This is a genomic window from Providencia sp. PROV197 (genome assembly GCF_028479625.1).
GTDB classification, from domain to species: Bacteria; Pseudomonadota; Gammaproteobacteria; order Enterobacterales; family Enterobacteriaceae; genus Providencia; species Providencia vermicola.
Genome location: NZ_JAMPNZ010000046.1, coordinates 1 through 12,060, shown reverse-complemented (window position 1 = coordinate 12,060; position 12,060 = coordinate 1). Strand labels below are relative to the sequence as shown.

The 12,060-nt window shown below is 41.0% G+C and carries 9 protein-coding genes and 1 other annotated feature; of the genes, 3 read left to right on the top strand and 6 right to left on the bottom strand.

The features are described from left to right. Positions 1-170 precede the first annotated feature (170 nt). The 3 genes from clpB to rluD form a co-directional block, all read right to left on the bottom strand. Positions 171-2,744, bottom strand: coding sequence for an ATP-dependent chaperone ClpB (gene clpB / locus PR808_RS20520; RefSeq protein ID WP_206084782.1), 2,574 nt, complete (start codon positions 2,742-2,744; stop codon positions 171-173). A 124-nt stretch (positions 2,745-2,868) separates the two neighbouring features. Next, on the bottom strand, positions 2,869-3,603 hold the full coding sequence (yfiH, locus tag PR808_RS20515; protein WP_206084781.1) for a purine nucleoside phosphorylase YfiH: 735 nt from the start codon (positions 3,601-3,603) through the stop codon (positions 2,869-2,871). Continuing rightward, positions 3,603-4,580 (bottom strand): 23S rRNA pseudouridine(1911/1915/1917) synthase RluD, encoded by a 978-nt coding sequence (gene rluD / locus PR808_RS20510; RefSeq protein ID WP_047757334.1) that lies wholly within the window; start codon positions 4,578-4,580, stop codon positions 3,603-3,605. The genes yfiH and rluD overlap by 1 nt, the downstream gene beginning before the upstream one ends. A gap of 137 nt (positions 4,581-4,717) precedes the next feature. On the opposite strand from rluD, the gene bamD reads away from it, so the two are divergent. The 3 genes from bamD (at position 4,718) to pheA (ending at position 7,587) form a co-directional block, all read left to right on the top strand. Next, entirely contained in the window at positions 4,718-5,449 is a 732-nt protein-coding gene (gene bamD / locus PR808_RS20505) for an outer membrane protein assembly factor BamD (RefSeq protein ID WP_206084797.1), read from the top strand. Between the two features lie 350 nt (positions 5,450-5,799). Beyond that, positions 5,800-6,129, top strand: coding sequence for a ribosome-associated translation inhibitor RaiA (gene raiA / locus PR808_RS20500; protein ID WP_206084780.1), 330 nt, complete (start codon positions 5,800-5,802; stop codon positions 6,127-6,129). Between the two features lie 141 nt (positions 6,130-6,270). Then, positions 6,271-6,389: a sequence feature (Phe leader region), on the top strand. Between the two features lie 25 nt (positions 6,390-6,414). Further along, complete coding sequence (gene pheA / locus PR808_RS20495; protein ID WP_206084779.1) at positions 6,415-7,587, top strand: bifunctional chorismate mutase/prephenate dehydratase; 1,173 nt, start codon at positions 6,415-6,417, stop codon at positions 7,585-7,587. Between the two features lie 48 nt (positions 7,588-7,635). On the opposite strand, the gene PR808_RS20490 is transcribed toward pheA, so the two are convergent. The 3 genes from PR808_RS20490 to PR808_RS20480 form a co-directional block, all read right to left on the bottom strand. After that, positions 7,636-9,201 carry a methyl-accepting chemotaxis protein gene (locus tag PR808_RS20490; RefSeq protein WP_206084778.1) on the bottom strand — a complete coding sequence of 522 codons (1,566 nt, stop codon included), beginning with the start codon at positions 9,199-9,201 and terminating at the stop codon, positions 7,636-7,638. A 313-nt stretch (positions 9,202-9,514) separates the two neighbouring features. Continuing rightward, positions 9,515-10,636 carry a bifunctional chorismate mutase/prephenate dehydrogenase gene (gene tyrA / locus PR808_RS20485; RefSeq protein WP_206084777.1) on the bottom strand — a complete coding sequence of 374 codons (1,122 nt, stop codon included), beginning with the start codon at positions 10,634-10,636 and terminating at the stop codon, positions 9,515-9,517. A gap of 13 nt (positions 10,637-10,649) precedes the next feature. Next, positions 10,650-11,744, bottom strand: a complete 1,095-nt coding sequence (locus tag PR808_RS20480; RefSeq protein ID WP_272516353.1) for a 3-deoxy-7-phosphoheptulonate synthase — start codon at positions 11,742-11,744, stop codon at positions 10,650-10,652. Positions 11,745-12,060 lie beyond the last annotated feature (316 nt).

The window sequence follows — 12,060 nt, the reverse complement described above, 5'->3', positions numbered from 1 at the left end:
GGCAAGTGTTTTTTTGAAAATAATTTTCAACTGATTATCTTTTGCACTTCACGCCCAGTTTTAGACCAAAAAAAGCGATTTTCTAACCAAATTGATAAGAAAAAGGCGGCATATCGAATGCCGCCTTTAAGTTTTACTACTGAATCAACGAACTAAACTTCCTTCATTGATTACTGTTTTGCTACGATTTCGTTGTTTTCAACATCTAAAACAACAGGTTTTCCTGGAAGTAACCGACCAGACAAGATTTCTTGTGCTAGCGGATTTTCAATTTCCTGCTGAATTGCACGTTTCAACGGCCTTGCACCAAAGATTGGATCAAAACCTGCTTCACCAATTTTCTCAAGTGCTGCTGGTGTCGCGGTAACTTCATAACCGTGCTCTTCAAGACGTTTATATAAACGAGCCAACTGAATATTTGCAATATTCGTAATTTGCTCTTTGCCTAGTGGGTGGAAAACAACCACTTCATCAATACGGTTAATGAACTCAGGCCTGAAGCTGTGAGATACCACTTCCATCACCATATCTTTCATCTCTGAGTAACCAATCATGCCAAATCTTTCTTGAATTAAGTCAGAGCCCAAGTTAGATGTCATGATGATTACTGTATTACGGAAGTCTACGGTACGGCCTTGACCATCCGTTAAACGCCCATCATCCAACACTTGCAATAAGATGTTAAAAACATCAGGGTGTGCTTTTTCAACTTCGTCTAGCAAAATGACAGAATATGGACGACGTCTGATAGCTTCTGTGAGATACCCACCTTCTTCATAACCAACATACCCTGGAGGTGCCCCCACTAAACGTGATACCGCATGTTTTTCCATAAATTCGGACATGTCGATACGCACCATTGCATCGTCACTGTCGAACATAAAGTTCGCCAATGCTTTACATAACTCGGTTTTACCGACCCCTGTTGGCCCTAAGAACATAAAGGAACCAATTGGTCGATTGGGATCAGACAACCCTGCACGGCTACGACGGATTGCATTCGATACCGCCACTACTGCCTCGTCTTGACCAATCACACGTTGATGGAGTTGCTGTTCCATACGTAACAGTTTCTCTCTTTCGCTTTCCAGCATTCTTGAAACAGGGATGCCAGTCCAGCGCGCTAGAATTTCAGCAATTTCAACGTCAGTCACCTTGTTACGTAAAAGCTTCATGCTTTTACCTTCCGCTTTAGTTGCGGCTTCAAGTTGTTTTTCTAATTCAGGAATACGACCATATTGTAATTCAGACATTTTTGCTAAATCACCCATACGGCGCGCTTTTTCCATTTCGATACGCGTATTTTCCAGTTCTGCTTTAATATGCTGAGTGCCCGTTAACGAGGCTTTTTCCGCTTTCCACTCTTCTTCTAACGCAGAATATTCACGTTCTTTCTCTGTCAGTTCTTCTTCTAACATTTCAAGACGTTTTTTACTCGCCTCATCCGATTCTTTTTTCAGTGCTTGCTGTTCAAGTTTCAGCTGAATAATACGGCGTTCTAATCTATCTAAGGATTCAGGTTTTGAATCCATTTGCATACGCAGGCTTGCACCCGCTTCATCAATTAAGTCGATAGCTTTGTCTGGCAACATACGATCGGTAATATAACGATGCGATAACGTTGCTGCTGCGACGATCGCAGGGTCAGTAATTTGTACATGGTGATGAAGCTCATAACGCTCTTTCAAACCACGCAAAATTGCAATCGTGTCTTCTACTGAAGGCTCTGCGACATACACTTTTTGGAAACGACGTTCTAACGCAGGGTCTTTTTCAATGTATTGACGGTACTCATCTAACGTCGTAGCACCAACACAGTGTAATTCTCCACGGGCAAGCGCAGGTTTCAACATATTCCCCGCATCCATTGCACCATCTGCTTTACCTGCACCAACCATGGTATGCAATTCGTCAATAAAGAGAATAACGTTGCCTTCTTGTTTTGCGAGGTCATTCAAAACAGCTTTTAAACGCTCTTCAAATTCACCTCGATATTTAGCCCCCGCAATCAAGGCCCCCATATCAAGGGATAAAACACGTTTGTTTTTTAGGCCTTCAGGTATTTCACCATTCACAATACGTTGTGCCAGCCCTTCAACAATGGCGGTTTTACCTACACCAGGTTCACCGATCAGCACTGGGTTGTTTTTTGTACGACGTTGTAATACTTGGATAGTACGGCGAATTTCTTCGTCGCGGCCAATCACTGGGTCTAATTTGCCTTGTTCTGCACGTTCAGTTAAATCAACAGTATATTTTTTCAAGGCTTGGCGCTGGTCTTCAGCGCTTTGGTCATTCACTTTTTCTCCACCACGCATCTGTTCTATTGCCTTTTTTAAATTATCTTTATTAACACCTGCTGCTTTGAGCATGTCTGCTAATGTTGTATTGGCTTCTAAAGCGGCGATAAGAAATAATTCAGAGGAGATAAAGTCATCTCCGTGCTTTTGTGCCAATTGATCACATAGGTTCAAGTGACGCATTAAGTCACTTGATGGTTGAACGTCTCCTGCCACACCTTGTACTTGAGGCAAACGCCCTAATGCATCTTCAATCTTTTGCTTAAATTGCACCGCGTTAACGCCAAGTGTCGTCAGCAAAGGACGGACTGTGCCACCTTCTTGATTAAATAAGGCACTTAATAGATGAATAGGTTCGATAAACTGGTTTTCACGCCCAAGGGCTAAAGATTGGGCGTCAGCGAGAGCTTGCTGGAATTTATTAGTTAAACGATCCAGACGCATAACACCTCCGATAAATGAGATTAAATTTGCTACTGGATACTAGATGAGGTCTATTTTTAAATATTCAAGTTTTGTATTGAATAATTTTTGTTATATCTGTTAATTTAGAGTAAAACGCTAAACACTAGTTATTTACCCATATCAAAGAAGCCATTCTTCCCGTTTTTCCCTCACGTCGGTAGGAAAAAAATCTGTTTTCATCACTTACCGTGCAAAAATCGCCACCATAAATGGCATTAATCCCTACCGCATTGAGCTTTTTACGGGCTAATAAATAGATATCAGCAAGATACTTTTCATTATGAGATGTAAAAGCAGAAGCTAAATCAGATGATTGATTAACAAACGCCTGTTTAACTTCAGAGCCCACTTCAAATTTTTTTGCACCAATTGCAGGGCCGAGCCACGCTATTATTTCATTAGCAGGACTAATAAATTGACGAACCGTATTTTCAAGAATGCCATTGCATAACCCCCGCCACCCTGCGTGAGCCGCTGCAACTTCTGTTCCCGCTTGATTACAAAATAAAACAGGCAAGCAATCCGCCGTCATAATGGCACAAACTTGCCCTGCTTGATTGCTATACACTGCATCTGCTTGTTTGTTTTTGATTTCACCACCATTAAGATGAAGAACGTGCGTACCATGGACTTGCTCAAGCCACACGGGTTGTTGTGGTAATTGAGCAAGTTCAACAAGGCGCTGGCGATTTTCACTGACGGCTTCAGGGCGATCGTCTACATGGTCGCCAAGATTCAAACTGTCAAAAGGTGGCAGGCTCACACCACCCGCACGGGTTGTGCTACAACTTGATACGCTTTTAGGCTGCGGCCAATCAGGGAAAATCAGTGTGCTCATTACCAGTCCATATTGTCTTTATGAAGTTCAGTATCTGCCTTTAAGGCTTCAATAAGCTTAACCATATCATCAGGTAGTGGTGCATGCCACTCCATTTGAATACCTGAAATTGGGTGATATAAGCGCAGCATTGTTGCATGCAGTGCTTGCCTATCGAAATTACGCATCACTTCTAAAAACTCTTCCGTGGCACCTTTTAATGGGCGAGGACGGCCACCGTATAATTGATCGCCAATTAATGGATGGTTAATATGTGCCATGTGAACACGAATTTGGTGCGTTCTACCCGTTTCTAAACGTAAACGTAGACGCGTGTGTGCTCTAAAATGCTCCATGATGCGGTAGTGTGTGACCGCTGGTTTACCCATTGGGTGAACCGCCATGTGAGTTCTTTTCGTTGGGTGGCGAGAAATCGGCTCTTCAACCATACCACCAGCAGTCATACGACCCACCGCCACCGCTTCATACTCACGCGTAATTTCTCTTAACTGTAAAGACTCGACTAGATGGGTTTGTGCTGGAACGGTTTTTGCGACCACCATTAGTCCAGTGGTGTCTTTATCAAGACGGTGAACAATCCCTGCTCTTGGAACATCAACAATTTCTGGGTAACGGTATAATAAAGCATTTAGGATTGTTCCGTCTGGGTTTCCAGCCCCTGGGTGTACGACTAATCCACGCGGTTTATTAATAATTAGGATATCTTCGTCTTCATAAATAATGTTAAGTGGAATATCCTGAGGTTCCCAACGATTATCTTCTTCAATAAGGGCATCGATTAAAATTTGTTCACTACCTAAAACTTTTTCCTTTGGCTTATTGATAACTTTGCCATTAACCTGCACTCTATCATCTAAAATCCACTCTTTTATGCGTGAACGTGAATAATCAGGGAACAATTCGGCCAAAGCCTGATCTAAACGTTGACCGAGCTGTGATTCAGCGATAGTTGCACTAAGTTGTACTTGTTGAGCCATAAATTAATCTACTTTTTGGTGTTTGTATTTTGACGGCGCTGCCGTTTCATTTAAAATATATGCTATTGTAACTCGAATTTTGCCGGGAGCCTTATGGATAGACTCCCTCGAAACACTCAGAGGATAACCTACACGTGATGATACGTATGAAAAATCTGGTGGCTGCAGCCACGTTGAGCCTGGTTTTAGCTGGGTGCTCCAGCAACCCTGAAGTCAGCCCTGATAGCTCCCCAGCTGAAATCTATGCAACGGGTCAGCAAAAACTACAGGACGGTAACTTTAAAGCTGCCATCAAACAGTTTGAAGCCCTTGATAACCGTTATCCGTTTGGCCCATACGCCCAGCAAGTTCAATTAGACCTGATTTACGCCTATTATAAATCAGCTGAGCTGCCTATGGCGATAGCGGCAATTGACCGTTTCATGCGTTTAAACCCGACTCATCCAAATATTGACTATGTACTTTACATGCGCGGTTTAACCGCTATGGCCTTGGACGATAGTTTACTGCAAGGCTTATTCGGTATCGACCGTTCAGATAGAGACCCTCAGCACGCTCGCGTCGCCTTTAAGGACTTAAGCCAGCTAGTTCGCTACTATCCTAACAGTATGTATGCAAACGATGCTAGCAAGCGCTTAGTCTACTTAAAAGAACGTTTGGCAAAATTCGACCTTTCTGTGGTTGAATATTACAACAAACGAGGTGCTTATGTCGCGGTTGTTAATCGCACAGAACAAATGCTGAAAGATTACCCAGACACTGAAGCAACACGTAATGCCTTGCCATACATGGAAATTGCGTATAAACAAATGGGTTTAAACCAAGAAGCAAATAAAGCCGAAAGTATTATTGTTGCGAACCCACAATAATCTCGAGTTTGATCTAAAACAGCAGCCTCGGCTGCTGTTTTTGTTTGTCTGATTGGCTTCCAATCGTTACCGTATTCTTTTACTTTTTTATTTGTATTAATCAATCTTTTAGATTAGCTAAATTTTAACCCAAAAAAAGATCCGACTATTAACCGTACCGATAGCCAACCTAATCAGTCTCCACTAATCCATTCATTTTGGCAATGCTTTTCCTCCCCTTTTTTATACAAAATCACACTTCGGATGCGTGTTGACTCTCCCCTGAATCAGATGTGATCTACATCAATTTTTTATTACTGATAACGCGTATTCTGAATTCATCAAAGACGGAAACAATGAGAGGTAACACTATGATAGTGAACATAACTAGCAAACAAATGGATATTACCCCAGCTATTCGTGAACACATTGACAGCCGTCTAACAAAATTGGATAAGTGGCAAGTTTCCCTGATAAATACGCATATTGTTTTATCAAAAGAGCCACAAGGTTTCATGGTTGATGCAAATATCAAAACAGCGACAGGTAAATTAGTCGCTAGCGCCAAACATGAAGATATGTACGTTGCAATAAATGAACTGATCAACAAACTCGAAAGACAACTCAATAAAGTGCAACATAAAGGAGAATCAAGAAGAGCCAACAATAGTGTAAAAGAAGCGAACCTCGTTACGTTATAATTTTATATTATCTATCAACTTATCTTGAAACTTTGTAAAACGCGCCTGCAATAGGCGCGTTTTTTATGTTTATGATTCTTTTTTATTGACTTCTTATTGCGTATCGGGTTTATTTGAATCAAGTTTATTTAAAGGTATTCACATGAAACGTAATTTTGTTTTCTTTTTCTTCTTTAGCAACTCCTAATTAGGGGCTTTTGTCGTTCAAGAAAGAAAAGAAGACAAAATTAGAAAGCCCCCAACTAGGGGGCTTTTTTTATATCACGAAATTACAGGGTGGGCAGGATGGAAAACAGCACTAATTTACTGAAAGTAAGAGAAAAAATAAGCCAGTTAGATAGTGAGCTCCTAAACCTTTTGGCAAAACGCCGTGGGTTTGCAGCAGAAGTTGCGGAAACAAAAATTGATGACAACCGCCCTATTCGTGATAAAGACCGCGAACGTCAGCTTTTAGATGTGTTAATTAATAAAGGTAAGCTACTGGGGCTTGACGGCTTTTATATTACTCGCTTATTTCAGATGATCATTGAGGACTCTGTATTAACCCAACAAGCGATTTTACAAAAGCACTTAAACTTAACACCAAGTGACACTGCCCGTTTTGCTTTTTTAGGCCCCAAAGGTTCTTACTCACATATCGCGGCTCGCCAATATTCGGCCCGCCATTTTGACCAACTCGTCGAATGTAGCTGTAATAAATTCCAAGATATATTTTCATTAGTCGAAAGTGGACAAGCAGAGTACGGTATTTTACCGATTGAAAATACCAGTTCTGGCGCCATTAATGATGTTTATGATTTACTGCAAAATACATCACTCTCTATTGTGGGGGAAATCCGTTTACCCATTAACCACTGTTTGCTTACCACGGGTAATACTGATTTAAGCCTCATTGATACGGTTTACAGTCACCCCCAACCTTTCCAGCAGTGCAGCCAATATTTAGCCCAGTTCCCACAGTGGAAAATAAAATATTGCGACAGTACATCAACTGCGATGCAAATGGTGGCGGAGCAAGACTCCCCTAATGTTGCAGCCCTGGGCAGTGAAGCAGGTGGCGCACTGTATAACTTACATGTTGTTGAACACAATTTAGCAAACCAACAAATCAATATGACCCGCTTTATTGTCGTTGCACCACAGTCTATTGAAGTCACTGAACAAGTTCCTGCTAAAACCACGTTATTAATCACCACAGGTCAGCAAGCTGGTGCATTGGTTGATGCGCTAATTATCTTAAAAAATAATAAGATAATTATGAGTAAATTAGAGTCTCGCCCAATTAATGGCAAACCTTGGGAGGAGATGTTTTATGTGGATGTTCATGCGAACTTACGTTCAGATAACCTGCAACAAGCACTCAAAGAACTTTCTGCAATTACGCGCTCAATAAAAGTGTTAGGCTGCTATCCATCTGAAAATATTGTTCCCGTTGAACCTGAAAAAGTAGCACCATAATTAAACGTAAAAAGGCTGCTTAAATAGAAAAGCAGCCTTCATTCAAAATTATACCGTCGTTTCTGACTGGTAGTTAGAATTAACGCGGAAGTAATTCACGAGTTTTTTTAGATGAAATGCTTGTTCATTTAATGAGTCTGCCGCTACAACGGACTCCTCGACTAAGCTAGCATTTTGTTGCGTGGTTAAATCTAACTGCCCTACAGCACTGTTAATTTGTGAAATGCCATCGCTTTCTTCTTGGCTTGCTTGGCCAATTTCTCGTAATAGCGTGTTCATTTCTTTCACACTATCAATCATGCCATGAATTTGTTCTGTCGCTTTCTCTACGAGCTCCATACCTTCTTTGGTTTGCGATGAAGAGTTCTCAATCAGCCCTTTGATATCATTGGCTGATGCCGCACTTTTTTGTGCCAATAAACGTACCTCTCCCGCAACGACCGCAAAACCACGACCATGTTCGCCTGCTCTTGCCGCTTCAACCGAAGCATTTAATGCCAGAATATTGGTTTGGAATGCAATGGAATCAATTAAGTTAATAATATCAGTCATCTGTAATGATGACGTATTAATAGCTCGCATTTTATTCGTCAGCTGATTCATCATTTGACCATTATTCTGCACAACAACGGCCGCTTGTTCCGCTAACATACTTGCTTCATGAGTATGTTCAGTGGTGTTTTTTACTGTTGAGGTAATTTGTTCCATAGAACTTGCTGTCTCTTCAACAGATGCGGCTTGTTCTTCGGTGCGGGCGGCTAAGTTCTGGTTACCTGCCACAATTTGTCCAGCGGCCGCGGAAATACTTTCAGAGCCTCTTTGCACCTCTTGAACAATTTCAACTAACTGGCCTTTCATGTCATTCAATGCATTTAATAAAATACCTGTTTCATCTTTTGAATCTACTTTAACGTCTTTCGTTAAATCACCACTCGCAATAGACTGCGCTAAACCAACCGCATTTTCGAGTGGTCGGGTTATCATAATGGTAATAAACCAGCCCATCGCACAACCCGCAGCAATGCTGATCACAGAAAGAATCGCCAGTAAAATTTTATTGCTTTCATAATGGGTATTGACGGTACGCCCAATATCCTGCATTTCTAAATCTTGGATAGCCATTAGCGTTTGAATATGGTCTCGATAATCACGCTGAATGCTAGACGTTTTTACCATCATTTCATCAATAGCCGCTTGACGGTTATTTTCAGAAAGGAATGTATTGATACGAGCGATTGATGCATGAAATTGTTGGCGAATAATTCGCAATTCAGAAAGGACTTCTTTAGAACGATCATCCGTGACATTTTTTTCTAAGCTGTCCATCAATTCATTAATTTTCAATGTAATTTTGGCTAACTCTTCACGTCGCTTATCACTCCCTCGGTCATCAAGTAAAATCAATTCTTGAATACCAATAAATGAATAAAAATTATCCATCATCTGCCCTGCTGTTGAGGCAATGGGGTAACTTTCATACAGAACTTGTTTCATTCCATCATTGGCTCGGTTCATATTGGCCAAAGAAAAGAGTGAGCTCAGGATAATAAGCGTAACAAATCCCCCAAATGCTATCGTTAACTTCATACTAATTTTGAGATTTTTAAAAGACATATGTTTACCACGCTAGCCATCGTTGAATGAGTAATGTTATCGGTAAAATACGTCACATCTTTACCAGATAAATCGATCGATAATTAAATATCAATTTTATAAATCGATTAATTTACCCTTAAATAGAGGAAGATATCTGTTTTAGATTAGAAAGGAGATTTTTCAATAGAAAGCACAGGAAATAAGTAAAATTACTTATTCAAAATAAAATATCGAATTTCGAAGGTCGAAAAAGAAAGATTACCTGAAATAACAAAAAATTAACAGTAAAAAAGCCCTCTACTGCAAACAATACAATAGAAGGCGGGGATAATTACTTACGATTATCGTTGGCGCGTTGCAACAATGACTGGCTTTCTTTCATAAAATGGTGAGCATCTTCGCCGAACCACTCACTAACTTGATTAAACTGGCGAATAAATTCTGCTTTATCTTTATTTTCAAGCATTTCAATAGACTGCCCTAAAAGCTGATGATAACGGCGAATTAATTCTACGTTTTTATCTGAAGACATGATGATATCTGCATACAACTGGGGATCTTGAGCAAATAACCGCCCCACCATCGCGAGTTCTAAACGGTAGATGGGAGATGACAACTCAAGAAGCTGCTGTAAATCGATATCCTCTTTCGCCAAATTTTGCCCATAAGTGAACGTCGTAAAGTGGCGCAATGCTTGGATAAAACTCATGTTTTTATCATGCTCTTGCGCTGAGATTTCTTTCAAACGCGCCCCCCAAACTACTAGCTGTTCAAGGAACCATTGATAAGACTCAGCACCACGGCCATGACAATATGCAAAAACTTGTTTTGCTACGCTGCCAATATCGGGGCCAAACATCGGATGAAGCCCCAAAACTGGCCCTTCATGTGCCGCTAGCATGGCTTCTAATGGTTGTTGCTTGATAGATGCGATATCCATCAAAATAGTGTCTTTATCCAATTTTGGCAGTTGATTAATCACCTGAACAGTTAAGTGGATAGGTACGCTGACCACCACCACACTTGCACCCGCAACAATCGATTCTGCCTGCGGCCAATCATTTTGATTCAGCGTTTTTACTTGGTAACCTGACAACGTCAGAAGACGATGGAATAACCTCCCCATCTTCCCATCGCCACCCACAATAACTATTGGGCCAGCATTCGGGTTGAGTGTCTTGAAACCTTTGTCATTTTCACGTGCGTAAGACTCACGCATGATCCGCCGTAAAATATCCTCAATCAGATCAGGCGGGATCCCCATACGTTCTGCTTCGGCGCGCCGAGCCGCTAGCATGCTCGACTCACGCTCAGGTACATAAATTGGCAACCCATGTAAGCTTTTGACTTCGCCAACTTCCGCCACAAGTTGCAACCTTTTGGCTAATAAATCCAATAAGGATTTATCAACCGCATCAATTTGGTCCCGTAAATGGGATAACTCAACAGACATACTAATACCTTGATCAGCTCACTTTGCTCAATTTCTGCGTGCGTTGTTCAAGCACAGGCAATAATGCCTGATGTAAATGACGCAATACAGTCTCTGTTGTCTGCCAGTTAATGCAGGCATCTGTTACAGAAACGCCGTACTGCATCGCATCGCGTGGCTGTTCAGATGTTTGGTTGCCTTCATTAATATGGCTTTCCAGCATAATACCTGTAATTGACTCATTACCATTAACAATTTGTTCGATAATTGAATCAACCACCAGTGGCTGACGGCGGTAATCTTTATTTGAGTTACCATGACTGCAATCCACCATTAGGGATGGTTCCAGCCCCGCTTTACGCATTTCAGCTTCACACGCCGCGATATCTTCTGCGCTGTAGTTGGGTGTTTTACCACCGCGTAAAATCACATGACCATTGCTGTTGCCTTTGGTGTGTAATAAGCAAACTTGGCCCGATTGGTTAATTCCCATGAAACGATGTGGCATTGCAGCCGCTTTCAATGCATTGATTGCGGTAGATAAACTACCATCAGTCCCATTTTTAAACCCTACAGGCATTGAGAGTCCTGATGCCATTTCACGGTGGGTTTGTGATTCAGTGGTTCTTGCACCAATTGCAGACCAGCTGAATAAATCCCCTAAGTATTGTGGGTTATTTGGGTCTAATGCTTCAGTTGCCAGTGGCAGCCCCATATTGACTAAGTTAGTCAATAAGTCGCGAGCAATATGAAGGCCTTTTTCCATTTGGAATGAACCATCCATAAATGGATCACTTATTAAGCCTTTCCAGCCCACAGTTGTCCGTGGTTTTTCAAAATACACACGCATCACAATATATAAGCTATCACTTAACTCTTCGGCTAATTTTTGTAGGCGTTCACCATATTCAATCGCAGCATCCACATCATGGATTGAGCAAGGACCACATACCACGAGTAAGCGAGGATCACGTTGATGGATAATATCCGCAATAACTTGACGCGATGTCGCAATGGCATGCAGGTTGCTGTGACTCAGCGGATATTTCTCTTTCAGACTCTCAGGAGTGATTAATACCTGCTCGTCTTGAATATTCACGTTGTTGAGTACATCTTTTTGCATGATCATTTTTTACCTACTTAATTAGCTTATATTTGCTTGGTTTATTGTTTACATATTGTGTTTGAGTGCATGGGTAATAACATACCATGCATCGTAAACAATTCAATCCATTTATGTAAAATATTTCCACATAAGTAAACAATAATTTACACCAAATTAACCCACTGATAAACAATTAATTTAACAAAAAATCAACATTAAAATAATTTAAATTAGAACTGCGATGCATTTTATTGTAAATATTTATTTACGATTAATGAGTTAATTTCTCAACCATATTCTAAATAGTTCGAGTTGTGACTAGGCGGCAAAGTGAGGGCAC

Coding starts and splice junctions, on each gene's coding strand:
- clpB (WP_206084782.1), bottom strand. CDS start 2,744: ATGCGTCTGGATCGTTTAACTAATAAATTCCAGCAAGCTCTCGCTGAC.
- yfiH (WP_206084781.1), bottom strand. CDS start 3,603: ATGAGCACACTGATTTTCCCTGATTGGCCGCAGCCTAAAAGCGTATCA.
- rluD (WP_047757334.1), bottom strand. CDS start 4,580: ATGGCTCAACAAGTACAACTTAGTGCAACTATCGCTGAATCACAGCTC.
- bamD (WP_206084797.1), top strand. CDS start 4,718: ATGATACGTATGAAAAATCTGGTGGCTGCAGCCACGTTGAGCCTGGTT.
- raiA (WP_206084780.1), top strand. CDS start 5,800: ATGATAGTGAACATAACTAGCAAACAAATGGATATTACCCCAGCTATT.
- pheA (WP_206084779.1), top strand. CDS start 6,415: ATGGAAAACAGCACTAATTTACTGAAAGTAAGAGAAAAAATAAGCCAG.
- PR808_RS20490 (WP_206084778.1), bottom strand. CDS start 9,201: ATGTCTTTTAAAAATCTCAAAATTAGTATGAAGTTAACGATAGCATTT.
- tyrA (WP_206084777.1), bottom strand. CDS start 10,636: ATGTCTGTTGAGTTATCCCATTTACGGGACCAAATTGATGCGGTTGAT.
- PR808_RS20480 (WP_272516353.1), bottom strand. CDS start 11,744: ATGATCATGCAAAAAGATGTACTCAACAACGTGAATATTCAAGACGAG.